This is a genomic window from Marivita cryptomonadis (assembly GCF_002115725.1).
Taxonomy (GTDB): Bacteria; Pseudomonadota; Alphaproteobacteria; order Rhodobacterales; family Rhodobacteraceae; genus Marivita; species Marivita cryptomonadis.
The window spans coordinates 1-24,071 of the sequence record NZ_JFKD01000029.1; the positions used below are offsets into that span (position 1 = coordinate 1).

At 59.5% G+C, this 24,071-nt stretch carries 26 protein-coding genes and 1 riboswitch; of the genes, 15 read left to right on the forward strand and 11 right to left on the reverse strand.

Annotated elements, in window-relative coordinates; all coding sequences use genetic code 11:
• Nucleotides 1–411 (forward strand): 5-oxoprolinase subunit B family protein (locus MCRY_RS20270; RefSeq protein ID WP_139834138.1); only part of this gene is annotated, 411 nt, incomplete at its 5' end.
• Complete coding sequence (locus tag MCRY_RS20275; RefSeq protein ID WP_085633285.1) at nucleotides 404–1,405, forward strand: 5-oxoprolinase subunit C family protein; 1,002 nt, start codon at nucleotides 404–406, stop codon at nucleotides 1,403–1,405. The genes MCRY_RS20270 and MCRY_RS20275, both read left to right, overlap by 8 nt.
• Before the next feature lie 58 nt (nucleotides 1,406–1,463).
• Here MCRY_RS20275 and MCRY_RS20280 read toward each other — a convergent pair whose 3' ends face one another.
• Nucleotides 1,464–3,662, reverse strand: a complete 2,199-nt coding sequence (locus tag MCRY_RS20280) for a primosomal protein N' (protein ID WP_085633341.1) — start codon at nucleotides 3,660–3,662, stop codon at nucleotides 1,464–1,466.
• Nucleotides 3,663–3,741: 79 nt separating this feature from the next.
• Between MCRY_RS20280 and fsa the strand changes: the two genes are divergently transcribed.
• The 8 genes from fsa to MCRY_RS20320 all read left to right on the forward strand — a co-directional run bounded on the left by fsa (nucleotide 3,742) and on the right by MCRY_RS20320 (nucleotide 9,606).
• Complete coding sequence (fsa, locus tag MCRY_RS20285) at nucleotides 3,742–4,395, forward strand: fructose-6-phosphate aldolase (protein WP_085633287.1); 654 nt, start codon at nucleotides 3,742–3,744, stop codon at nucleotides 4,393–4,395.
• A gap of 163 nt (nucleotides 4,396–4,558) precedes the next feature.
• Complete coding sequence (locus MCRY_RS20290) at nucleotides 4,559–5,263, forward strand: DUF484 family protein (protein WP_085633289.1); 705 nt, start codon at nucleotides 4,559–4,561, stop codon at nucleotides 5,261–5,263.
• 5 nt (nucleotides 5,264–5,268) lie between these two features.
• Nucleotides 5,269–6,186, forward strand: a complete 918-nt coding sequence (locus MCRY_RS20295) for a tyrosine recombinase XerC (RefSeq protein ID WP_171046139.1) — start codon at nucleotides 5,269–5,271, stop codon at nucleotides 6,184–6,186.
• 85 nt (nucleotides 6,187–6,271) lie between these two features.
• Nucleotides 6,272–6,892 (forward strand): FMN-binding negative transcriptional regulator, encoded by a 621-nt coding sequence (locus tag MCRY_RS20300; protein ID WP_085633292.1) that lies wholly within the window; start codon nucleotides 6,272–6,274, stop codon nucleotides 6,890–6,892.
• A 66-nt stretch (nucleotides 6,893–6,958) separates the two neighbouring features.
• Nucleotides 6,959–7,564, forward strand: coding sequence for a glutathione S-transferase (locus MCRY_RS20305; RefSeq protein WP_085633294.1), 606 nt, complete (start codon nucleotides 6,959–6,961; stop codon nucleotides 7,562–7,564).
• An 88-nt stretch (nucleotides 7,565–7,652) separates the two neighbouring features.
• Entirely contained in the window at nucleotides 7,653–8,315 is a 663-nt protein-coding gene (locus MCRY_RS20310; RefSeq protein ID WP_085633296.1) for a phosphatidylserine decarboxylase, read from the forward strand.
• Nucleotides 8,312–9,085 (forward strand): CDP-diacylglycerol--serine O-phosphatidyltransferase, encoded by a 774-nt coding sequence (pssA, locus tag MCRY_RS20315; RefSeq protein ID WP_085633298.1) that lies wholly within the window; start codon nucleotides 8,312–8,314, stop codon nucleotides 9,083–9,085. The genes MCRY_RS20310 and pssA overlap by 4 nt, the downstream gene beginning before the upstream one ends.
• 17 nt (nucleotides 9,086–9,102) lie before the next feature.
• A complete protein-coding gene (locus MCRY_RS20320) occupies nucleotides 9,103–9,606 on the forward strand; it encodes a P-loop nucleotide/nucleoside kinase family protein (protein ID WP_085633300.1) in 504 nt (167 codons plus the stop codon).
• Here the strand turns inward: MCRY_RS20320 and MCRY_RS20325 are convergent.
• Entirely contained in the window at nucleotides 9,596–10,264 is a 669-nt protein-coding gene (locus MCRY_RS20325; RefSeq protein WP_085633301.1) for an outer membrane beta-barrel protein, read from the reverse strand. The genes MCRY_RS20320 and MCRY_RS20325 overlap by 11 nt on opposite strands.
• A gap of 218 nt (nucleotides 10,265–10,482) precedes the next feature.
• Here MCRY_RS20325 and petA point away from each other — a divergent pair, with 218 nt between their 5' ends.
• The 3 genes from petA to MCRY_RS20340 are packed head-to-tail and all read left to right on the forward strand — an operon-like array spanning nucleotide 10,483 to nucleotide 13,226.
• Nucleotides 10,483–11,061 carry a ubiquinol-cytochrome c reductase iron-sulfur subunit gene (petA, locus tag MCRY_RS20330; RefSeq protein WP_085633303.1) on the forward strand — a complete coding sequence of 193 codons (579 nt, stop codon included), beginning with the start codon at nucleotides 10,483–10,485 and terminating at the stop codon, nucleotides 11,059–11,061.
• Nucleotides 11,062–11,073: 12 nt separating this feature from the next.
• The gene (petB, locus tag MCRY_RS20335; protein WP_085633305.1) at nucleotides 11,074–12,420 is read left to right on the forward strand and encodes a cytochrome b; all 1,347 of its coding nucleotides are present in this window, start codon (nucleotides 11,074–11,076) and stop codon (nucleotides 12,418–12,420) included.
• Between the two features lie 17 nt (nucleotides 12,421–12,437).
• Nucleotides 12,438–13,226, forward strand: coding sequence for a cytochrome c1 (locus MCRY_RS20340; RefSeq protein WP_085633307.1), 789 nt, complete (start codon nucleotides 12,438–12,440; stop codon nucleotides 13,224–13,226).
• Nucleotides 13,227–13,354: 128 nt separating this feature from the next.
• On the opposite strand, the gene MCRY_RS20345 is transcribed toward MCRY_RS20340, so the two are convergent.
• The 3 genes from MCRY_RS20345 to MCRY_RS20355 are packed head-to-tail and all read right to left on the reverse strand — an operon-like array spanning nucleotide 13,355 to nucleotide 16,525.
• Nucleotides 13,355–14,059 (reverse strand): thiamine ABC transporter ATP-binding protein, encoded by a 705-nt coding sequence (locus tag MCRY_RS20345; RefSeq protein ID WP_238939393.1) that lies wholly within the window; start codon nucleotides 14,057–14,059, stop codon nucleotides 13,355–13,357.
• Nucleotides 14,043–15,560 (reverse strand): thiamine/thiamine pyrophosphate ABC transporter permease ThiP, encoded by a 1,518-nt coding sequence (locus MCRY_RS20350; protein ID WP_085633309.1) that lies wholly within the window; start codon nucleotides 15,558–15,560, stop codon nucleotides 14,043–14,045. The genes MCRY_RS20345 and MCRY_RS20350 overlap by 17 nt, the downstream gene beginning before the upstream one ends.
• Complete coding sequence (locus MCRY_RS20355) at nucleotides 15,536–16,525, reverse strand: thiamine ABC transporter substrate-binding protein (protein ID WP_085633310.1); 990 nt, start codon at nucleotides 16,523–16,525, stop codon at nucleotides 15,536–15,538. The genes MCRY_RS20350 and MCRY_RS20355 overlap by 25 nt, the downstream gene beginning before the upstream one ends.
• 35 nt (nucleotides 16,526–16,560) lie before the next feature.
• Nucleotides 16,561–16,662, reverse strand: a riboswitch (TPP riboswitch).
• Nucleotides 16,663–16,841: 179 nt separating this feature from the next.
• Here MCRY_RS20355 and aroC point away from each other — a divergent pair.
• Entirely contained in the window at nucleotides 16,842–17,942 is a 1,101-nt protein-coding gene (gene aroC, locus MCRY_RS20360; protein WP_085633312.1) for a chorismate synthase, read from the forward strand.
• A gap of 5 nt (nucleotides 17,943–17,947) precedes the next feature.
• Here the strand turns inward: aroC and MCRY_RS20365 are convergent, their stop codons facing one another.
• Genes MCRY_RS20365 through MCRY_RS20375 form a run of 3 tightly spaced genes read right to left on the reverse strand, consistent with a single transcriptional unit; the run spans nucleotide 17,948 to nucleotide 20,045 of the window.
• Nucleotides 17,948–18,358, reverse strand: coding sequence for a thioredoxin family protein (locus MCRY_RS20365; protein WP_085633314.1), 411 nt, complete (start codon nucleotides 18,356–18,358; stop codon nucleotides 17,948–17,950).
• Between the two features lie 20 nt (nucleotides 18,359–18,378).
• Nucleotides 18,379–19,113: a cytochrome c biogenesis CcdA family protein gene (locus tag MCRY_RS20370; protein WP_338086985.1), complete on the reverse strand. Its 735-nt coding sequence runs from the start codon at nucleotides 19,111–19,113 to the stop codon at nucleotides 18,379–18,381.
• Nucleotides 19,114–19,151: 38 nt separating this feature from the next.
• On the reverse strand, nucleotides 19,152–20,045 hold the full coding sequence (locus MCRY_RS20375) for a DMT family transporter (protein ID WP_085633317.1): 894 nt from the start codon (nucleotides 20,043–20,045) through the stop codon (nucleotides 19,152–19,154).
• 292 nt (nucleotides 20,046–20,337) lie between these two features.
• Here MCRY_RS20375 and MCRY_RS20380 point away from each other — a divergent pair, with 292 nt between their 5' ends.
• A complete protein-coding gene (locus tag MCRY_RS20380; RefSeq protein WP_138488055.1) occupies nucleotides 20,338–20,607 on the forward strand; it encodes a hypothetical protein in 270 nt (89 codons plus the stop codon).
• A gap of 12 nt (nucleotides 20,608–20,619) precedes the next feature.
• On the opposite strand, the gene MCRY_RS20385 is transcribed toward MCRY_RS20380, so the two are convergent.
• The 3 genes from MCRY_RS20385 to MCRY_RS20395 all read right to left on the reverse strand — a co-directional run bounded on the left by MCRY_RS20385 (nucleotide 20,620) and on the right by MCRY_RS20395 (nucleotide 23,998).
• Nucleotides 20,620–21,267, reverse strand: a complete 648-nt coding sequence (locus tag MCRY_RS20385; RefSeq protein ID WP_085633319.1) for a L,D-transpeptidase — start codon at nucleotides 21,265–21,267, stop codon at nucleotides 20,620–20,622.
• Nucleotides 21,268–21,907: 640 nt separating this feature from the next.
• Nucleotides 21,908–22,681, reverse strand: a complete 774-nt coding sequence (locus tag MCRY_RS20390) for a fumarylacetoacetate hydrolase family protein (protein ID WP_085633321.1) — start codon at nucleotides 22,679–22,681, stop codon at nucleotides 21,908–21,910.
• 213 nt (nucleotides 22,682–22,894) lie between these two features.
• Entirely contained in the window at nucleotides 22,895–23,998 is a 1,104-nt protein-coding gene (locus MCRY_RS20395; RefSeq protein WP_085633323.1) for a site-specific DNA-methyltransferase, read from the reverse strand.
• Nucleotides 23,999–24,071: the final 73 nt, after the last annotated feature.

Consider the following 24,071-nt stretch of genomic DNA (forward strand, 5'->3'; position numbering starts at 1 on the left):
ATCTATGAGGCGCCATATTCGCCAGACCTCGACAAGGTTGCAAAGGCCGTGGGCCTGTCGCCCGAGGCCGTCATCACTGCCCATCTGGCCGGGCAGTACGATGTTCTGATGTACGGGTTTTCGCCCGGTTACGCCTACTTGTCAGGTATCCCCGAAGAGATCCGCATCCCGCGCAAGCCGACGCCAGTGCGCGATGTGCCTGCGGGAAGTGTGATCATCGCGGGGCCGCAATGCCTTGTGACCACGCTGACCATGCCCACGGGGTGGTCGATCATTGGGCGATCCCCGACACGGATCCTGACAGGTGATGCCGAGCGACCTTTTCTGTTCGATGTCGGCGATCAGGTCACGTTCGAGAGGATCGACCTTGCGGATTTTGAGCGTGCGCAAAAGGAGGCGGACGATGACTGATGCTGCATTCACCGTCAGTTTTGCCGGACCTTTGGTGACCTATCAAGACGCGGGGCGCACGGGTCATATGCGTTATGGCGTCTCTGCGTCGGGTCCGATGGATCGGCTGGCCTTTGATGCCGCCCATGCGGCTTTGGGCAACCGGCCGGGTCAAACCGCGATTGAAATTTCATTGGGAGGGTTGGTCCTGACATGCACCTCAGGCGCGGTCAGTTTTGCCGTCACAGGCGGGGATTTCGGGGTCGAGCATCGCGGGCAAAAGCAGGGCTCATGGACAGTTCTGACCGCTGAAAAGGGCGACCGGATCACCATTCGCGGCGGTAAGGCAGGCAGTTGGGCCTATCTGACCTTTGCCGGGTCGGTCGCCTGCACCGGGTGGCTGGGAAGCGCTGCGACCCATGCCGCGTCGGATTTTGGCGGTGGTGCTTTGCAGGCCGGGCAAACCATCCGGGTCGAGGATGCCTCGGTGCGCGGGGACCGCGCCGGGGAAGTGCCGCGCCCCGGCTTTCTGACAGATGGACCAATGCGTGTGGTGCCCGGCCCACAGGATCAGCATTTCAGCGGTGACGCCCTAGAGCAGTTTCTGTCGGAACGTTTTGCGGTGACCGATGCCTATGATCGAATGGGTATGCGGATGCGTGGCCCTGAATTGCCGCTGGCCGGTGCCTTGTCGATCCCGTCGGAGCCGATTGTCCGTGGGTCCGTGCAGGTGTCGGGGGATGGTGTGCCTACGGTGCTGTTGGCAGATCACCAGACGACCGGGGGCTATCCCAAGATCGCCACAGTGATTGCGCCGGATCTCGACCGTTTGGTGCAGTCCCGATCCGGGGACATGGTGCGCTTTGCGGCAGTTTCGGCGGCTGAAGCTGTGCATGCTGCGCGAGGGCATTTGGCGCATAAGGCAGCGTATCTTGAACAGATCGCGGTGCCGCGCGGGTCATTGGACCAACGATTGATGCGGGAAAACCTGATTCATGGGTGCGTTCTAGATTGAAGGCCGTGGACGCGTCGACGCGTTCGGGGCCTCAGTCGACTGAAAACCGGCGATAACCTCAGTAGAAGCTCTGCGGGTCGATATCGATTGCCATGCGCAGCTCTCCCTTGAGGCGGAAGGGTTTGATCCATTCCGCAAGCGCCGGCTGCAGAGCGGTGCCTTTGGGTGCTTTGACCAACAGACGCACGCGATGACGCCCGCGCACACGGGCGATGGGCGCCGGGGCCGGGCCGAACACCTGTGCCCCCACACGGCGCAGCGGCCCATCGTTGCGGGCAAGTGCGTTGCCGAGGTCAAACACCTCTTGCACGTCGGTCGAGGACAGGATGATCCCGGCGAGGCGTCCATAGGGCGGCACACCTGCGGCACGCCGTTCGCCGGCTTCGGCGGCCCAGAAATCCTGCTCGTCCCCGGACAGGATCGCGCGGATCACGGGATGTTCGGGCTGGTAGGTCTGCATCAGCGCCTGACCGGGCTTGTCGGCGCGTCCGGCCCGGCCTGCCACCTGTCGCATCAACTGGAAGGTGCGTTCCGCGGCGCGCAGGTCTGACCCTTGCAGGCCGAGGTCTGCGTCGATCACGCCGACCAGTGTGAGCAGCGGGAAATTGTGCCCCTTGGCGACCAACTGCGTTCCAATGATCAGGTCCGCCCCACCGCTGGCGATGGTTTCAATCTCAGCCTTGATCGCGCGGGCGGAGCCGAAAATGTCCGAGGACAACACGGCAAGACGGGCATCGGGGAAGAGCGCTTGCGCCTCTTCGGCGAGGCGTTCAACGCCGGGGCCGACGGCGGCGAGTTTGTCTTCGGCTTCGCAGGACGGGCAGGTGTTGGGTAGCGGTTTGGTCTCACCGCATTGGTGGCAGACAAGGCGCTTGAGGAAGCGGTGTTCCACCATGCGTGCATCGCAATGGTCGCAGCCGATCTGGTGCCCACAAGCGCGGCAGATGGTAATGGGGGCATAGCCGCGGCGATTGATGAACAGCAGCGCCTGTTCCTTGTTGTCGAGCCTTTGCTGCACGGCGCGCTGCAGGGTTGGGGAGATCCAGCTTGATCCCGGCAGTTGTTCGGTTCGCATGTCGATGGCGCGCATGTCGGGCATGACGGCAGCGCCGAAACGCGAGGTGAGTTCGAGCTTGGTGTATTTGCCTGCGTCGGCATTGGCCCAACTTTCCAGACTTGGGGTCGCCGAGGCGAGGATCACTTGCGCCCCGCAGATCGAGGCACGAAGCACCGCCATGTCGCGGGCGTTGTAGAGCACGCCATCCTCTTGTTTGTAAGATGTGTCGTGTTCTTCATCGACGACGATCAGACCAAGATCGCGGAACGGCAGGAACAGGGACGAGCGCGCACCGACAACCAGTTGCGCACCGCCCTGCGCCACCATTTTCCAGACGCGGCGGCGTTCTGTGATGGTCACGCCAGAATGCCATTCGGCGGGTTTGGCGCCGAAGCGTGCATCGACGCGGGTGATAAATTCCGACGTGAGTGCGATTTCCGGCAAGAGGACCAGCGCTTGATGGCCTTGGGCCAAACATTCGGCCACCGCTTCGAGATAGACCTCGGTCTTACCGGACCCGGTGACGCCCTTGAGCAGGGTCGTGCCATAGGCCCGCGTGGCGACTGCGGCGCGGAGGGTGGCAGAGGCGGATGCCTGATCGTCTGTCAGGGCTTTCCCGGCATGGTCTGGGTCGAGCGTTGGGAATGGTGTGTCACGCGGACTGTCTTCTTCGCGCACCGCCCCCTGTTTCACGAGACCTTTGACGACAGAGGTGGTCACGCCAGCTGCCTCGGCCAGTTCCTTGAGGGTGAGTGACAGGCCACCCATCTCGCGGAGCACGTCGAGTACACGGGTGCGGGCATCCGTCACCCGGTCAGGCGTGGTGTCGCCCAGACGATAGATTTTGCGCATCGACGGCGGATCGCCCAGCCCCGGCGCGCGGGTGGCCAAGCGCAGCATCGCAGGCATCGGGGTGAGCGTGTAATCTCCGGCGCGGGTCAGGAAAGACATCAGTTCTTCCCGCATCGGTGCCGCATCGAGAACCCGGATCACTGACCGGACCTTGGAGATATCGTAATCGCCCTGCCCCGGCCCCCAGACCACACCCAGAACCTTGCGCGGGCCAAGCGGCACTTCGACGAATGCGCCCAGATGACAGCCCCCTTCGGGAGCGCGGTAATCCAGCACCCGGTCCAACGGCTGGGTGGTCAACACGCCGATCAGCGCGCCCTCATCGAAGTAGCTGGATGTTAGCGCCATCAGTTCAGGGTTTCCGTCGTCATTGTCATGGGGTAAAGCCCAAGGTAGGAAAGGCCAACCCATCACAGGAGCGACAGCCATGAAATTCTTTGTCGACACAGCCGAAATCGACGCCATTGCGGAACTGAACGATCTGGGGATGGTCGATGGCGTGACCACAAACCCCTCCCTGATCAAGAAATCCGGGCGCGATATCCTCGAAGTGACCAAAGAGATTTGCGATCTGGTCGATGGTCCGGTGTCTGCCGAAGTTGTGGCACTGAAAGCCGAAGATATGATCGCAGAGGGCCGCAAGCTGGCCGAGATCGCCGAGAACATCGCGGTCAAAGTGCCGCTGACTTGGGACGGCCTCAAGGCGTGCAAGGTGCTCACGGATGAAGGCAAGATGGTCAACGTGACGCTGTGTTTTTCGGCCAATCAGGCGCTTCTAGCGGCCAAGGCGGGCGCGACGTTTATTTCTCCGTTCATCGGGCGTCTTGACGATCTGAACATGGACGGGCTCGACCTGATCGCGGATATCCGTGAGATTTACGACAATTACGGTTTTGAGACCAATATCCTTGCCGCGTCGATCCGCACTGCCAACCACATGAGCGAATGCGCCAAAATCGGTGCGGATGTGGCGACTGCCCCTCCGGGTGTGATCAAGGCGATGGCGAACCACATTCTGACCGACAAGGGTCTGGACCAGTTCGTCAAGGACGCGGCAGCGGCCAAGATCAAGATCCTCTGAGCCGGGCAAAGCCGCGTCCACGTGGCTTTCTTAGCGTCCTTCGAAGGATGTTCCTGCGCTTCTGCCACAGTTTTTCGAGTTGCCCGCATTTTATTGAAAAAATGCGGGCATCTTTTTGGCACGGCTGATAGTGTCCCGCAAAATACAACACCACGAGGATGGCATGAGCAGCCCCCGTATCGACGACGACTTGCGCGAAAAGATCATGACGCGCCCCGATGTGATTCTCGAGGATCAGGACCTGATGCGGGCCTTGATCGCCGCGAATGAACGCGCAATGGGCGGCAATATCGTGGATCTGCGCGGCATCGCGATGGACCGGCTTGAAGCGCGCCTTGACCGGCTGGAAGACACACACCGGTCGGTGATTGCGGCAGCGTACGAAAACCTTGCCGGCACCAATCAGGTACATCGCGCCATCCTGCGGATGCTCGACCCTGTGGAGTTTGAATCCTTCCTGCGTGATCTGGGTGGAGATGTAGCCGAGATCCTGCGGGTCGACGTGATCAAGCTGGTTTTGGAATCGGTCCAGAACGACGAAGACCCTGCAATCAAGCGGCTTGGGTCGGTTCTGTCCGTGGCAGCCCCCGGCTTCATCGACGCCTATCTCAGCACCGGGCGCAACGCACCGCCGCGACAGGTGACGCTGCGCCAGATCGACACCGGAACGCGTGAGATTTACGGCGACAAGGCGGATTGGATTCGCTCCGAGGCCTGTCTCAAGCTGGATTTTGGGCCGGGGCGTCTACCCGGATTGCTGGTCATGGGGGCGGAAGATCCGCACCAGTTCACACCGCAGCAGGGGACGGACCTTTTGACCTTCTTCACAGGTGTGTTCGAGCGCCAGATGCGGCGCTGGTTGTCGTGACATTGATGATCTCTCCGGCGTCGCGGGACGCGTTGGAGGGGTGGCTCGCGTCAAGCCGGGCGCTGAATGGGACTGCCGAGAACACATTGACCGCCTATCGCGGCGATGTCGTGGACTTCATTGCCTTCCTGACGGAATACCATGGCGAGGCGCAGGGGCTTGCACCTTTGGCGCGGATCACGGTGCCGGATATGCGGGCATGGATGGCGCACACGCGCAGCGGAGGGGCCAGTGCACGGTCGCTTGCGCGGAAGCTGTCTGCGGTCAAATCCTTTTACCGCTGGCTGTCCGAGCGCGAGGGGTTCGAACCCACCGCTGTTTTATCGACCCGAGCGCCCAAGTTTCAGAAGAAGCTGCCCCGGCCTTTGAGCGAGGATGCAGCGCGCGAGATGATCGACACGGTGGGCCTGCAATCACAGAAAGATTGGGTCGGAGCCCGCGATATGGCTGTGGTGACCCTGCTTTATGGATGTGGGTTGCGGATTTCCGAAGCATTGAGCCTGACGGGACGCGACCTGCCTTTGGGCGAAGCGATGCGGATCATCGGCAAGGGCGGCAAGGAACGGGTGGTGCCCGTCCTGCCCATCGCGCGGCAGGCGGTGGCGACCTATGTGAAACTGTGCCCGTTCGAGATGGCGCCGAATGCGCCGGTGTTCCGGGGCGCGCGGGGCGGTGCCTTGAACCCGAGGCTGGTGCAGAAGGTGACAGAACAGGCGCGGTTGCAATTGGGTCTGCCCGCGACGGCCACGCCACACGCAATGCGGCACAGCTTTGCAACACATCTGTTGTCGGCAGGTGGGGATTTGCGCGCAATTCAGGAATTGCTCGGCCATGCGTCGCTGTCGACCACTCAGGCCTATACCTCGGTTGATACGGTGCATTTGATGAAGGTGTACGAGGCAACGCATCCCAAGGCGAGCTGATTGTCTCGGGTACAATTTAGAGCGGGATTTTCGCGCGCGCCTGTGCAAGCTCTGCGATGTTTCGTTGGCCTTGCGAGTGAGTCCCATGCATCCGAACCCAAGTTTTCACAGCCACGACCATGCCAAGGACATCGCGCTTGTCCGTAACAGGGGCTTTGGCACATTGATGGTGAATGGCGACCCGGTGCCGATGGTGGCGCATGTGCCGGTGCTTTTGTCCGAGGACGGATGCACGGTTTTGATCCACCTCGTTCGATCGAACCCAATTGCGCGGGCGTTGAAAACGCCACTGCCCGCACGGATCGCGGTGACAGGACCGGATGCCTACATCTCGCCCGACTGGTACGGCGTCGCGGACCAAGTGCCGACGTGGAATTATGTGGCGGTGCAGATCACTGGTGTTCTGGAGCTTTTACCTCATGAGGAAATGCGCGACGTGCTGGATACGCAAACAGCGCATTTCGAGACCCAGTTGGCCGATAAGACACCATGGACGACCAACAAGATGACGCCTGAGGTTTTGGACAAGATGATGCGAATGATCGTGCCCTGCCGAATGACAGTCAACGAGATCGAGGCAACCTGGAAACTGGGTCAGAACAAGGATGACGCGGTGCGGCTGCGCGCGGCAGAGCAGGTGCCGGGCGGGATGGGCACGGAGCTTGAGGCACTGGCTGCGATGATGGCGGACCCACCGGTTTTGTGACGCGCCACTTGGCATTTGTCTCGCAACAGGATTACGTGAGACATCACAGACATTGGGAGCAACCAAATGCAACTTCTTCGTTCAGGGCCATCACCGTTCGTGCGCAAGGTTCTCGTGACTCTGCACGAGACCGGACAATACGACGAAATCGAGCATGTGGATGTGGCCAGCACGCCGCTTGCCCCGGATTCCAAGCTGATTGCGGCGAACCCAGTGGGTAAGATTCCCGCATTGATCCGGTCTGACGGACCCGCGATCTACGACAGCCGGGTGATCTGCCGATTTCTAGATGCGCGGGCCAATGCGGGGCTCTATCCGGAGCATCGCATCTGGGACACGCTCACGCTCGAGGCAACGGCCGATGGCATTCTCGATGCGGCGGTCCTGATGGTTTACGAGACCCGGTTCCGCCCCGAGGAAAAGGTGATGATGGAGTGGGTCGAGGGTCAGTGGGGCAAGGTGTCCCGCGCTCTGGATGCGCTCAACACCCGCTGGATGAGCCATTTGAACGGGCGTATGGATATGGGACACATCGCAGTGGCCTGTGCGCTTGGATATCTGGACTTACGCCATGACGCGCGGTCCTGGCGGACTGGGCGTGATGGGCTGGCAGCATGGTTCGAGTCTTTTTCAAAGCGTGACAGCATGGTGGCCACCAAGCCCGAGGCGTGACACGCGACGGCACGTCATCACAGGATGCCTTGCACGTTGGCCTGCGCGGGTTTACCGACGCGCAACGCTTTGAAAGGATACTGCCGCCATGCGGATGACAGATACATTCATCAAGCCGATGCACCCGGAAGGGCGCAAGTTCGTCGCGATCTTTGCGGCGATCACTTTGGTTCTGTTCGCCGTCGAAGACGTGCTGGGGTGGATCGGCGTCGGGTTGACGGTCTGGTGCTACTACTTTTTCCGCGATCCCGAACGGGTCACGCCGGATGCGCAGGGGCTGGTGATCAGCCCCGCAGACGGGGTTGTGTCACTGATCGAACCAGCCGTGCCCCCGCGCGAACTGGGCCTGTCGGAAGAAGCATTGACGCGGGTCAGTGTGTTCATGTCGGTGTTCAACTGTCACGTGAACCGCGCACCTGTGGCGGGCAAGGTTGAAAAAATTGCCTACAAGCCCGGCAAGTTCCTGAACGCATCACTGGACAAGGCGAGCGAGGACAATGAGCGCAACTCTCTGGTGATCCGGATGGAGGATGACCGCATTCTGACAGTGACACAGATCGCCGGGCTGGTGGCGCGGCGCATCGTGAGCTTTACGCAGGAAGGTGCCGTCCTGGACCGGGGTGAACGGTTCGGGCTGATCCGGTTCGGGTCTCGTCTGGACATCTATCTGCCCGAAGGTGTGGAGCCGTCGGTCAAGATTGGTCAGACAATGATCGCGGGCGAAACGGTGATTGCGGACTTGTCAAAATGAGCACCGAGCAAAATGGCCAAAAACTGACGCTCGTTCAGCTTTTGCCGAACATGCTGACTGTGACGGCCATTTGTGCGGGGCTGACCGCGATCCGGTTCGGGTTGCAGGGCAATTACGAACTGGCAGTGCAGTTGATCCTGCTCGCCGCAATCCTTGACGGTTTGGACGGTCGTCTGGCCCGTGCCCTTGGCAGTGACAGCAAGATGGGCGCCGAGCTCGATTCACTGGCGGATTTTTTGAATTTCGGGGTCGCGCCGGGCATGTTGCTGTATGTCTGGGCGCTTGAGGACACACGGCAATTGGGCTGGCTTGCGGTGCTGGTCTATGCGGTGTGTGCGGTGACGCGCCTTGCCCGGTTCAACGTGGCGCGCAAGGCCGAGAATGGATCTGCCGAGAACGCCTATTTCATCGGGATTCCGTCGCCTGCAGGGGCAATTCTTGTCATGCTGCCGATGTATGCGTCATTTGCCTTTGAAACGCCGCAGATCATTCCGGACGTGTTGCTGTCCATCTACATCGCAGGCATCGGTTTCTTGATGATCGGACGCTTCCCCGTCTGGTCGTTCAAGACCACGCGGATCAGCCAACGCAGGGTGAAGGTGTTTCTGGTCGGATTTGCCGCCATCGGTGCAGCGGTGGCGATTTATACTTGGGTCGCACTGGTTGTGCTGAGCCTGATCTACATCAGTGCCGTGGTCTGGATGCTGCCATCCTCGCGGCGGGCATTGGCACAAACCAAGAGCGACGACGCGGCGCGCGATGACACCTAGGCCAGAGGGGACGTTTCATGTCCACCGAACCGCCCTGTCTACATGTGATTTGTGGCAAGATCGCCGCCGGAAAGTCGACTTTGGCGGCGCGGCTGGGGGCGGTCCCGAATTCGGTGATCATCGCTGAGGATCACTGGCTGGCGGCCCTCTTCAAAGACCAAATGGCCACCGGACAGGACTACATGCGGTTTGCCGCCAAGCTGAAAACGGTCATGGGCCCGCATGTCGCGGCCATTTTGCGCAATGGTGTCTCTGTCGTTCTGGACTATCCGGCCAATACGGTGGATTTCCGGCGCTGGATGCTTGATGTGGCCGCAGCCGGGTCCGCGCAGTGCATTATTCACGTGCTCGACGTTCCCGACGAGGTCTGCCTTGCGCGGCTCAAAGCCCGGAATATCGAAGGCGCGCATGATTTCGCTGCCACTGAGACCCAGTTCCGGCAATTTACGAAGCACTACCAGCCTCCCTCAGCTGAAGAAGGCTTTGACGTGATCCGGGTGATGGGGCCGACTAGAACTTGAGCGTGAGACCGACATTCAGAGCATTTGTCTTGATATCGGTTTCGAGCGATCCGCCTTCGGGAAGATCGACGGAATTACTGGAATACGTGAACTGGTATTCACCAAAGACCGCAAAACGATCGTTGATATCATAGCTCACACCCGCAGTGAGACGCGCGGCAGGACCCGTAAACTGAAACTCATAGGTTTCGAGACCAGTCGTCGTGTCTACATCAACGTGCGGCACAGCGATGCCGACGCCACCGCCGACATAGGGCGTCACAGTGCCCTGTGCCCAAAGACCGGGCCAGCGCTGATAGGCGTTCACGGTCAGGATGTTGAGGCCATCGGTAAATTCAAGGTCGGAAAAGCCGATTGCGGCTTTCTCGTTGTCGGGGGCGTAGACCTTGGCATGCGTGAATTCGAGGCCGAAGCCAAGCTTTTCGTTTTTCCACCATGTCCCACGCACACCGTAGTAAGGCGGCATTTCGAAAGACCGACCTTCCCATCCAATCAGCGCATCGATATCGGCGCCCGTTCCGGGATAATCGCCATATAGACGGCTGTGCGGCGAAGTCTGCCAGCCAGAGTAAATGGACAGCTCCATTTCTGCCAGCGCCGGCGCGGCGAAGGCAGATGTGCTGACTGCTATGATACCTGACAGAATCGTTTTCTGCATGGGGGTTCGTCCATTTCGTATTTTGCGCGTCACTACCACGCCATATCTGCAAGTGCAGTGCCATTTGCCGCGACACTTCGGCGCTTATTCTTAACCTAGGTGTTCTGGAGGTGGACGGCTAGGGGGTAGCCCGCTAAATAGCCCCTCGGAGCGCCGCCCGTTGGGTGGCCTAACCCGTACTGTGGCCAGTCGATCGGCCGTTAAATGGAGATAACCTCGTGTCCAACGCAGAACACCACGAAGGCACCCGGAGGGACTTCCTGTACTACGCAACAGCCGGCGCAGGCGCGGTTGCCACCGGTGCCGCGGTTTGGCCTCTGGTCAACCAGATGAACCCGTCGGCAGACGTTTTGGCACTGTCCTCGATTCGAGTGGACGTGTCGGGCGTAGCAGAAGGCTCTCAGATTACTGTAAAATGGCTCGGCAAGCCGGTCTTTATCCGCCGCCGGACGCCCGCAGAGATCGAAGATGCGCGCAGCGTCGACGTGTCCGATCTTCCGGACCAAGTCGCGCGCAACGCGAATATCGAAGAAAGCGCAGATGCGAGCGATGAAAACCGCGCGCTGGATGAAACCGGCGAATGGCTGGTTCAAATGGGCGTGTGTACACACCTCGGCTGTGTGCCTCTTGGCAACGCCGGTGACTATGTCGCTGAAAGTGGCGTGGGTGGATGGTTCTGCCCGTGCCACGGGTCGCACTACGATACGTCTGGCCGGATCCGCAAAGGGCCGGCGCCGGAGAACCTGCCGGTTCCTCCGGCTGAATTCGTCGACGAAACAACAATCCTGCTGGGATAAGGAGACGCGCGAATGTCTGGAATTCCACACGACCATTACGAGCCGTCAAGCAACGGCGAAAAGTGGCTGCACTCGCGGCTGCCGATCGTCGGTTTGATGTATGACACCCTGATGATCCCCACACCCAAGAACCTGAACTGGATGTGGATCTGGGGTATCGTTCTTGCCTTCTGTCTGGCGCTGCAGATCATCACCGGTATCGTCTTGGTGATGCACTACACGCCGCATGTCGATCTGGCCTTCGGTTCGATCGAACACATCATGCGCAACGTGAATGGCGGCGCGATGCTGCGGTACCTGCACATGAACGGCGCGTCGCTGTTCTTTGTGGCGGTCTATGCACACATTTTCCGCGGTCTTTACTACGGGTCCTACAAAGCCCCGCGCGAGATCACGTGGATCATCGGTATGCTGATCTACCTGTTGATGATGGGTACAGCGTTCATGGGCTACGTTCTGCCCTGGGGCCAGATGTCCTTCTGGGGTGCTACCGTGATCACCGGCCTTTTCGGTGCGATCCCGTTCATCGGTGAATCGATCCAGACGTGGCTGCTGGGTGGACCGGCCGTGGACAACGCCACGCTGAACCGCTTCTTCTCGTTGCACTACTTGCTGCCGTTCGTGATTGCCGGTCTTGTGATCGTTCACATCTGGGCCTTCCACACCACGGGCAACAACAACCCGACAGGTGTCGAAGTACGTCGCACGTCGAAAGCAGACGCCGAGAAAGACACTCTGCCGTTCTGGCCGTATTTCGTGATCAAAGACCTGTTCGCACTGGCGGTTATCCTCGTGGTGTTCTTTGCGGTTGTCGGCTTTATGCCGAACTACCTTGGCCACCCGGACAACTACATCGAAGCGAACCCGCTGGTGACACCGGCGCACATCGTTCCGGAATGGTACTTCCTGCCGTTCTACGCCATCCTGCGTGCCTTTGACGGTGACGTCTGGGTCGTGATCGCGGCCAGCTTCCTGACCGGTGGTATCGTCGACGCCAAGTTCTTTGGGGTTCTGGCGATGTTCGGTGCGATCGTTGTGATGGCACTGGTGCCGTGGCTTGACACATCGTCGGTGCGCTCTGGCCGCTACCGCCCGATGTTCAAGTGGTGGTTCTGGCTCTTCGTGGTGAACTTCTTTGTGCTGATGTGGGTTGGCGCGATGCCAGCCGAAGGGATCTACCCCTACATTGCCTTGATCGGGTCCACCTATTGGTTCGCCTATTTCCTCGTGATCCTGCCGCTGCTTGGCGTGCTTGAAAAGCCGCTGCCGCAGCCGGACACCATCGAGGACGATTTCAAGGCAAACTATGGCAAGTCCTCGACCAAAGAGGGCGCACCTGCTGCGACCCCGGCCGAGTAAGAAAGGACAAGCGAACAATGCTTAAGAAACTTGCCCTCGCGGCCACATTGGCCCTGGCCCCTGTCTCCGGCGCGTTTGCCGCCGGAGCGTCCGGAGAAGTCACGAACTACGACTTCTCGTTCGAAGGTGCTTTCGGCACCTTTGATCAGGCGCAATTGCAGCGCGGTCTTCAGGTCTACACTCAGGTCTGTTCCGCGTGCCACGGCATGCAGTATGTCCCGCTGCGCACCTTGTCGGCAGAAGATGGACCCGGCATGCCCGAAGATCAGGTCCGTGCCTATGCAGAGCAGTTCTTCGAAGTTTATGACGACGAACTGGAAGACTTCCGCCCGGCACGCCCGACAGACCACTTCCCGGCCAACACAGCGGCGGGTGCTCCTGACCTGAGCATGATGGCCAAGGCACGTGCTGGCTTCCATGGCCCCTATGGTCTGGGCATCAACCAGTTCTTCAAAGGCATGGGTGGCCCGGAATACATCGCGTCCCTTCTGGCCGGTTACACCGGTGAGGAGAAAGAGGAAGCGGGCGTCATTCTCTACGAGAACAAGGCGTTTCCGGGTGGTTGGATCTCTATGGGCCCACCGCTTTATGGCGATGACGTGGAGTTTTCCGATGGGACCGAAGCGACCATCGAACAACAGTCGCAAGATGTCGCGGCTTTCCTGATGTGGGCGGCCGAACCCAAGTTGATGGCACGCAAGCAGGCAGGCTTTGTCGGTGTGGTGTTCCTGACGATTTTGTCGGTTCTACTTTACCTCACCAACAAGCGCCTCTGGGCGCCGGTAAAGGCCCGCGCGAAGGACTAATCCTTCAGGTTTGAAACATGAAAAGCCCCGCCGATTTGGCGGGGCTTTTTCGTTTGCGGGAAAGCCGGTTGCAACAGGCGTGGAAAACGCGATTTGGAAATCACGTTCACCGCACCTTCAAAGGCGCTTCACCCAGAACCGAGATAGGCGCGCAACCCTGGCGGAGGGTTGTCAAGCAACGTCATTGTATCCTGCGGCGGACTGACTTGTCCGGCCTCCACCACGATGGTCTGCGAGGCGAACCGTCTCGCGTCCTGCGGATCGTGCGACACAAGCAGGACGGTCAGCCCTTCCGCGTCAGCAACCTCTGTCACCAAATCCAGCATTTCAACCTTAAGCGCCGGTCCCAGCGCCGCAAAAGGCTCGTCCAAGAGCAGAACAGGCCGCCCCTGCAGAAGCACGCGCGCCAAGGAAGCACGGCTTTGCTGACCACCGGACATCTCAGACAAACGACGCTCTGCAAACCCCTCGAGCCCGACCCGCGCGAGACTGGCATTGATCTGTTCGGTATCCCCTGCCCGCAACCGCCCCGAACCGGGGTTCAGCGCCAGAGCAAGGTTCTGCCTAATGGTCAGGTGCGGAAAGAGGTTTGTGTCTTGAAATAGAATGCCAATTGGGCGCGCTCCCGGCGCTTTTGCCGTGATGTTCTGCCCAGCCCACAGCACCGAACCCGACACCGGGGTCAGGAACCCTGCGATCACATCAAGCAGGGTGGACTTGCCAGAGCCAGATGCCCCGATGATCGCCACGCGCTGTCCCACCTCTACCGACAAGGTCGCGGATAGATCGAATGTCCCGGACCGGGCTTTGATATGGTCAAGTTGCAGAGCCAACACGCCCTCCCCGATCAAACATCCAGAACAGTCCAAGGCTCAGGATTAGCAGTAGCAACGCGCCGCCTGCCGCCTGATCCATCCGGTACGCGCCCATCAGTTGATACACTTTCAAAGGCAGGGTCGCCCGGTCCGGATCTGCGAACAAGGCGATGACACCTAGGTCCCCCATCGACAAAGCCGCCGTCAGGCCCGCCGCAAAGCCCAAGGGGCGCTTCAAACGCGGGAGAAACACCCACCGCAGCCACACCCAGCCGGACAGACCCAGCGCGTCGCGCAAACGGGCATAGTCGGCACGGATCGCTTCCGCTTCAGGCCGCAGGATACGCAGAACGAAGGGCAGGCTGACAAAGGCATTGACCGTCGCTGTCACATAAAGCGCCAACTCGAACGGGTTGGCGAAAGGGCGCACAATCAAGAAGAGGCCAATGCCCAGCACTAAGGGCGACAACGCGATCCCAGCAAGGCCTAGCCATTCGCCCCAGCGTGTCGTCAAGGGTAGCGCCCAGAGCAGGCAAAGTGCCGTCGATCCAAGCGCCACAAGAACCGAATGCCCCGCCGCTTGCCAGACAGAGGCGCCCAAATTCGTGATCCCAGCAAGGCCGTTTAGAGTGACCATCAGCAGCGGCATCAGCAGGAAAAGAGCTGCGAGTCCGATCCAGACGATATCCGTACAGATTGCGCGACGATCCGTACGGTCCCAGCGCGGCACCTGCCGATCCAAACCCTTGGCTGCGACAGGCAACGAGGTGACCTGCAGCGCAATCAACCCCGCGGTCAGTGCCAATGCCAATTGCACCAAGCCCAGAACCGCCGCGCGTGCCAAATCGAAATCAAACCGCATCGACTGGTAGATCGCCAGCTCCAGCGTCGTCGCCCGAGGCCCGCCCCCCAATGTCAAGGCAACGGCAAAAGAAGACAGGCAGATCACGAAGATCACGGCAAAGGCGCCAGGAACGATCCGTCGCAACATTGGCAATTCAATCGCGCGCCACATCGCACCGCGTCCCATACCCAGCGTCGCGGCCAAGCGGAACTGCTCTGTCGGAATGGCGAGCCATCCCTGCAAAATCAATCGTGTCGCCAGTGGCAGGTTAAAGAACACATGCGCCAGCAGCACGCCATGCAAGCCATAGATCTGAACCTCTGGCACCCCAAAGGACGCTAAGACACGATTGATCAGCCCGGACTGTCCGAACACCGCCAGTAGACCAAGCACTGCCACGATCACAGGCAAGATAAACGGCGCGCCCAGAAGCGCCACCAACAGGCCGCGCCCAATAAACTGCCGCCGCGCCAGCGCGCGCGCCAAAGGGATGGCGAACATCACACTCAGCCCTGCCGACAGCGTGGCCTGCAGCAGCGTAAACCAAAGCGCCTGCCAGTCCGCAGGGCGGAACCCACTAAACGCCTCTGCCCGCAGGATCACAGCCGTGACCGGGCCGATCGCCAGACCGGCCACGGTCAGAGCCGCGACTATTGAGAAAGCGCGCGACGCCATTCCTCAACCGTTTCATCGCGCAATGCTGCGGCTTCGTCTTCGGAATAAAACAGCACCTTTTCTGGCAGGTTCAGTTCCTTGAAGCCTTCAGGCCATTTGGAGGCGTCCAATTTGGCCGGGAAGGACCAGTTGCCGGTAGCGATCATGGTCTGGAACGCTGCCGAAAGCTGGAATGCAAGGAACTGATCCGCCAACTCCGGCACATCGGTACCCGCGACCTTGGCCGAGAGTTCCACCATGAAGTAATGCCCTTCCGGAAAAATCGCCGCCTTCTTGGTACGGTCTTCTTCAGCGATGATGTGATAGGCGGGGGAGGTCGTATAGCTGAGCACCATGTCGGCCTCACCATCGGTGAACAGGCCATAGCTTTCCGACCAACCCTTGGTGACTGTCAGTATTTTCGGCGCGAGCTGTTCCCACGCCTGTTCCGCCCGATCGCCGTAAATTGCCTTGACCCAAAGCACCAAGGCCAGACCCGAGATCGACGAGCGTGGATCTTGAATGACAATCTTCAGATCATCAGGCGCATTCAACAGTGCATCAAAGCTGTCGGGAACGTCCGAAATCCGTTCTTCATTATAGATGAACGCGGTGTGCCCGTAATTGAACGGCAGGAACACGTCGTCGGTCCACTCAACCGGCAGAGTCAGCGTTGACGTGTCCTGCCCATGTGGCGCGAACAATCCGCTTTCGCGGGCGCGTTTCGTAACATCGGTGTTCAGGCCAAACACGATGTCCGCGTCGGTCTGTGCACCTTCCAGCAATATACGCGGCAAAAGATCGCCCGGTTTGAATTGCAGATCACAGGCGCATTGCGCTTCGAACATCTCTTCGATCTTGGGGCCGGGGCCCCATTCCGAGACGATGTAATCGCCCGCGTAGACGGTAAGAACGGGTTTATCCTGTGCAGAGACCATCGTGGTCGACGCAAGAAGTCCCGCTGCAAATGAAAGGGCCTTTTTCATGGCTCACTCCTGTTTTGCGGCGAGAGGGCAAAGCAGGAGCGTGTCCAGACCTTCCCTCCGCCAGTGTTAACTGGTTCAGGTTCAACGGGTTCGCATGACGCATCTCAGCCAGTTTTCTGGCACCCCGAGGTATTGGTAGAGGTAGAGCTCTCAGCAGCTGTCTTCAAGCCGAAAACTCTGCTGCTTCATCTTGCCAGATAAACTCCGGGGGTTCGGGGGCTGGCCCCCGACCTGTCGGATGGGCGCAGCCCATTCGAAACACCTTGAGACCAGACCCGCCCTGCCCTAGGACACAGTCCAAGCCAAGGAGACTGCCATGAGCCTGAACACATTTGGACATCTCTTCCGTGTCACCACATGGGGCGAAAGCCACGGACCAGCGCTTGGGGCGACGGTGGATGGCTGTCCTCCGGGCGTGCCGATTGATGCCAACATGATCCAGCACTGGCTGGACCGGCGCAAACCCGGGCAAAACAAATACACCACGCAACGGCGAGAGGCGGACGAGGTGAAGATCCTGTCGGGTGTCTTCGAAGGTCAGACCACAGGCACTCCGGTACAGTTGATGATCGAAAACACCGACCAGCGGTCGAAAGACTATTCCGACATCATGGAAAAATTTCGCCCCGGCCACGCAGATATCACCTATTGGCAGAAATACGGCATTCGCGACTATCGCGGTGGCGGGCGATCCTCGGCGCGGGAAACGGCGGCGCGTGTGGCGGCGGGCGGACTGGCGCGCGAGGCGATCAAGGCGCTGCTGCCCGGGGTTCAGATCAATGGCTACATGACGCAGATGGGGCCGCACCAGATCGACAGGGACCGGTTCGACTGGGACGAGATCGAAAACAACCCGTTCTGGGTGCCGGATGCCAAGGCGGCGGCCGATTGGGCCGACTACCTCGACGGGCTGCGCAAGTCTGGCGAAAGCGTTGGCGCGATTATTGAAGTGGTGGCGCGCGGTGTGCCTGCGGGGCTTGGCGCGCCGATCTATGGCAAGCTGGACACGGATCTTGCAGCTGCGATGATGAGCATCAATGCAGTCAAGGGTGTGGAGATCGGCGAAGGCATGTCCTCGGCCATGCTTACCGGGACTTTGAACGCCGACGAAATTTTCATGGGTCCGAATGGCCCGGAATACAGTTCAAACCACGCAGGCGGTATTTTGGGGGGCATCTCGACGGGTCAGGACATCGTTGTGCGCTTTGCGGTCAAGCCGACCTCTTCCATCCTGTCAACGCGCAAGACCATCACCAAGTCTGGCGAAGAGACCGAGATTATCACCAAGGGTCGGCACGACCCCTGTGTCGGCATTCGCGCAGTGCCGGTGGGTGAGGCGATGATGGCTTGTGTGGTTCTCGACCACCTGCTGTTGCATCGTGGTCAGGTGGGCGAGAACCGCGGCAAGATCGGCTGATCAGGTCACGAGGTGGCCGCTGCCAAAGCCGTGTCCATCAGCGCCTTGATGTCAGCAGTACCGGTCTGGGCCACGATACGGCCCAGTTCCTCCTCGCCTTTCAACACCACAAGCGTCGACCGGCGCGGAATCTTGAGAGATTGCGCCAGTTCCGATGTGCCGTAAGTGTCCCAGTCGATGTCGATGAAGGTCACACCCTGTGTATAGGCCGGGTTATCGGCCTTCAGCGCTTGGATCGTGCGCGCTTGCGAGCGGCATGTCGAGCACCAGCTGGCGGTAAAGTCGAGAAACAGCGTTTCGCCTTTGGCGAGCCGTTCCTTCACCAGTCCGGGTGTATAGGACAAAGCTTTGGCCCGTGCTGCATACGGCACGACCAGAGATACGGCGGTCAGGGTCAGAAAAGTACGACGATCCATGTATCAGGACTCCTTTTAGGTCAATAACGAACGGACAGGTCGACCAGCCATGTCGGCATGTTGTCGAGCAGCCAGATTTCAATCACGTGATGCCATTGCAAAAGCAGTCCCGCGCCCACCAAGAGAAACGCCATACCAAGCACAGGCCGGCTCGCCAGCGCGATCTGGCGTAGGCGCGTCGAGTGACGACCCATCGCACCGCGCGCGCCATAGGCAAGCGTCAGCATGAAGCTTGATACGCCCAGCGCGAAGGAGGTCATGATGAGGGTCACATGGCCCAGGCTTTGCCCTTGGCTTGCCAATGCGATGGCTCCGCCCAATGTCGGGCCGATACATGGGCTCCAGACTGCGCCCAGCAGCGCCCCCCCGGCAAATTGTCCCCGCAGGCTGTGGCCATCAAGGTCGTTCATCCCAGCATCGGCGCGGGCAGAGAGCCCGGATGTAGCCGCGACCATGACAGCAGTTCCTTTGGGGACCAAAAGCACCAATCCGAATGCAACCATCAGCCAAGCGCCGATTCGAGCCAGCGTATCGACGGTCAGGCCGATCAGGTGACCAAACGCCGTGACCCCAACCCCCAGCACCACGAAGGATAGGCTCATGCCCGCAGCAAGCGCCATCGGTCCACGCCGATCCGCCTGAACTGCCGTTGCCAGCACGATCGGCAGCACGGGTATCACGCAGGGGTTTATCAGGGTTAGAAGACCCGCAAGATATGCAAACACCAATTCCATGACATAAGGCGTACGCCGCAAGCCTGCTGTCTGTCACTGAAACTCGTGGTGACGCGTTTTCACTTCGCCGTTGAGTTTGTTTCAGTTCTGCCGGTCTGTCGCGAAATCTGCACAGCCAGAATACCCAACGTAATGATGATCACACCAAGGATGTCCATTGTCCCAAGGCCTTCGGACAGGACCAGCGCGGCAATCGCCACACCCAGAAATGGGTTGAGGAAGTGAAAGGTGGCCGCTTTGACCGCACCGATGCGGTTGACAAGCCAGAACCAGACCAGTGTGGCCGCAAGCCCCGGCACCAGAGTGGTGTAGATGAACGCCAAAACAAGTTTGGCGGACAGTGTCACTTCGACTGTTTCCAGCAGCAGGCCTGCTGGCCAGAGGACAGCGCTGCCGATCAGCATTTGCAGACCCACGACCATCATGAAATTGCCACCCGAACTGGCGTTGCGCAGTGCCAGTGTGGCCACAGTCAAGGACAAGACACCGATCAGGCAGAGGCCAATGCCATACAGGTCGGCCCCGGCACCAAGCCGCGCGCCCATGATAATGACCACGCCGCAGAACCCGGCAATGAGTCCGATCACACCAATGAGAGACATCCGCTGCCCGGCAAACAGCCACCCCGCCACACCGACCAAGAGCGGCATGGAGGATGCAATAATCGCAGCCAAAGACGCTTCGATCCGTTGCATGGCCACAAAATTCAGCCCGAGATAGAGTGCGTTCTGGCATATTCCAAAGATGATCGTCGCACGCCACTGTGTCCGGGTGAGCCGCCAGCTTTGGCCCATCCACAGGGCAATCAGCACCGCCAAGGCTCCGGAAATAGCAAACCTGAGGGCAAGTGCCATAAGCGGCGGCGCGTCGGCCACGATGATCCGCGCCGAGGTAAAGGCCGACGACCACATGACTGCAAAAGCCAGTCCCATCAGGATTGCGCGTATGTCCACTTGGGCCTCCGGTCTGGGATGAAATGCGACAGCCAGCAGAGGGGCCACACGTTGCGCCCATCTACACATCGCGGGCCGGGAACTGCAATGACTGCCAAGTCGATTGACCCTATGGGCATTAGAAACAGAGCGCATCGTCGGGCGGCCATGTTCCGGCGTGGCACGAGCGCTGAAGGTGGCAACCTGCGACATCCTTGCCATGCCGAAGGCCGCTTGCGTTTGGACAGGCTTGCAGCGCTACCAGTCTAGTGCAACTTTCGCAGGCAACATAACACAGCGGAATGAGTGCGACATGACCAGAGCCAAGGCTTTCCTCGCGGCCCCCCTGATCCTCCTGAGCCTTGCGGCTTGTGAACCGGTGCCCACGTCGGGAGGCGCAGGTATTGTCACCGTGCCAGAGTCCGTTTCGTCCATTGCGGCCCCGTTTCAAGACCTGACGACAGCCCGCGTCAGGGCAGAAGATGGGTGTTATTGGTACACCCATCGTGGCCCGGTCGAGACGACTGAATTGCCCTTGCGCACCAGCAGCGGCAACCCGATCTGTGTTCGTCCACAAAGCTGAGCGCAAAGTGGATCAGAGCGCTCCACCGTCGGTCGGATAAAGATATGCGGTCACTCCGGTATCGACCTGATCATACAGAGTGTTGATGTGCGGCATGACCATGCGCACGCATCCGGAACTGGCACGTGTGCCAATGGAGCGTGGTGCAGGAGTGCCGTGAATCCGCAGATATGTGTCGCGGTTTCCGACATAGAGATACAGTGCCCGCGAGCCCAAAGCGTTTTCAGGTCCAGGAGGCATACCTTCTTCCCAGCGGGCGTATTTCTCGGGTTCGCGCTTGATCATCGCAGGTGTCGGCGTCCAACCCGGCCATTTGGCCTTGCGACGGATCGTATAAACGCCCGGCTCGTACAAACCATCGCGACCGATGGCGACGCCATAGCGCATCGCAGTACCGTCGTCCTGAATGTGGTAAAGATAGCGGGCCACCGCATCGACATGAACATCGCCGGGCTTGAGCCCTTCATTGGCTCGGACTTGCTGCGGCAAGTATCGCGGGTGCAAGCCCCAAGGATTGGTTGATCCCAGATCGAAATTCGCTGGTGTCACCTGCGAGTCCCACGCGTCCCATTCGCTTGGCGCGGCGAGAGCTGGGCCGACTAGGGCCGGAGTTGCAAGCGAGGTAAGTGTCGTGGCGATCATCTGTCGTCTGGTGAACATAGGCAGCCTTTCAATCGTCGTGAGCCCAAAGCTAACCGGCCCGGTCTGTGTTCAGTATGCAATGTACCTATTGGAACCGTCAATTCGATGCCGGGTTCAAACGCAATCGCCCAAACTCACAAAATTGTGTGCCCTGTCGATGAGGGTGCAGCGTGCGGGTAAATCGTTCCAACGCAGTTAATGCGTGGATTTCCTTACCGTGATCGCAATTGCTTTGATGCCTGCCCGTATTTGCCCAACTGGCGGTGCATTGAGAGGCTTGGCCGTTGGCACAGTTTTTTTGCGACGGCTGCCCACAACACTCCTCGTCTCACAAGCTTTACCTCAAAGGCGGGTTCAACAATGCGCAACCGCATTGGACCCACGGCCCTGTTTGGACAATCTTGATAGCCGCACCCATTAACCTTCCGATGTTGGACGCAGATGGCGTGAGGCAAGCGCCAGTTGCACCACCAACCTGGCGGCTGACAAACTGCATAACCCCGCTTTCGACAGCAAAAGCGAACAGCATAGTCAATCACACAAACGAACCAGAGCCTCCATTACTCAGGCTGCCCTGAAGTCCCATTTTACATGACGACGCACACTTTTGGTTCCATTTTGACCGAAGCTGCCAAACGAGCAGCTTCGGCAAACCCGTTCATTCGGCAGTGGCTTCAACCATCGTCACGCTGACACCGCCAATCCCCTCGATCACGACCTCGACCTCCATCCCTGCTTTGATCGGTCGAGCGCCAAGCGAGGTGCCGCAAGCGATCAGATCACCGGGGTTGAGGGTCATATCCTGCGACAACAGACTGACGATCTGAGCGGGAGGCAGGATCATGTCAGCGGCGGGGTAAGATTGGCGTTCACGCCCATTGACCAGCACGGTCACGGTGACATCCTGCCATGCCAGATCCGTTTCGATCACAGGCCCGACGACACCGAAACCATCAAAGCTTTTGGACCGCGTCCATTGTGGAAAAGAAGGGTCTGCGTTGAGGATATCCAACGAGGTGATGTCGTTGATGCAGGTGTACCCGAAGATGGCCTGCTCTGCGTCTTCAACCGAGGAGTTCTTGCAGGTTTGCCCAATAACGATACCCAACTCACCCTCAAAGATCACACGACCTGCGGAAGCAGGAAGCGAGACACTCGCTCCTGGACCAGACACCGACGCGTCGGACTTGAAGAAATAAAGGGGATGGGTCGGATGCTCGTGCCCACCTTTCTCTGCGGCTGCTTTGAAATTGTTCCACAGGCCAATGAATTTGCCCGGAACCACAGGAGACAGCAACGCCACATCAGAAAGCGGTACCGCATCGCCTACGGCCTGATCCGAACCAAGACCTTCACGCGGGTGAAACAGGTCATCGACAATAATCCCAGTCCTTGCGGCGCCACTGCCGACAGTCCCTCTTGCCCATTTCATCGCATATCCTCCTGATTATTGGTCGGTGCAGGCGCAATAAAACCCGCAGATTGCAAGGGTTATAGTTCGAACGTTTCGGCGCGCCACGGAATTCGACAAGTGCTTGGAAGCTACAAGAGAACGGCCGGAAGCAAAAAACCCCGCCGAAAACCGGCGGGGCAAGGTGTAGTGCCGCGGGATCATGGCCGCAGGCACCGGCGGTGTTCGGTGGGATCAGTTCATCTCGGCGCGGATCTGCTGGCGCAGCACGTCAATTGGAACGGTTTTCCCGTCGCGTTTGAAGCACCAATAGGTCCAACCATTGCAGCTTGGTGCACCTTCGAGGTGGGCGCCAACCTGATGGATCGAGCCCTTGATGTCATTACCAATCAGCGTGCCATCGGCGCGCACTTTGGCCTTATGACGTCCGTTCATGCTAAGAAGTTCTTCGCCCGGACGCAGCATGCCACGTTCGACCAACTGGCCGAACGGCACACGCGGTTCAGCGCGTTTGCTTGTCGAGGTTTCAAGCGCGGCTTTGTCGAGGCGTCGCACAGATGCAATCCGCTGTTCGGCGACGACGCGGTACTTAGCCTCGCGTTCAATGCCGATCCAGTCACGGCCCAGCATCTTGGCCACGGCCCCCGTGGTGCCCGTGCCAAAAAACGGGTCAAGCACGACGTCGCCCGGTTTGGTGGAGCCGACCAGCACCCGGTGCAGCAAAGCCTGCGGTTTCTGGGTGGGATGCGCCTTTTCGCCTGCCCCATCCTTGAGACGCTCACCACCGTTGCAGATTGGCAGAACCCAATCCGAGCGCATCTGGATGCCTTCGTTCAACGACTTGAGCGCCTCGTAGTTGAAGGTGTACTTTGCACCCTCCGATTTCGACGCCCAGATCATGGTCTCGTGCGCGTTGGTAAACCGCTTGCCACGGAAATTCGGCATCGGATTCGATTTGCGCCAAACCACATCGTTCAGGATCCAATACCCTGCGTCCTGCAACGCGGACCCGACACGGAAGATGTTGTGGTATGATCCGATCACCCAGATGGCTCCATCGGGCTTCAGCAGGCGACGCGCGGCCTTGAGCCAGGCGCGGGTGAAATCGTCATAGGCCTTGAAGCTGGAGAACTGATCCCACTCATCATCCACCGCATCGACACGGGAATTGTCGGGGCGATGCAGATCGCCTTTCAGCTGCAGGTTATAGGGCGGGTCGGCAAAAATAAGATCCACGGATGCGGCGGGCAATCCATTCATGATCTCGATGCAGTCACCCGCAAGAATCGTGTTGATCGGCAGCGCATCCGCGCTGTTCGGTTTGGTCATCTTTGTCATTCTCTGCCTATCGTCCCGGCGCTGATTTTGCGCTCTGTGATTGGAACAAAAGATGAGTCAAAGGCGATTCGCG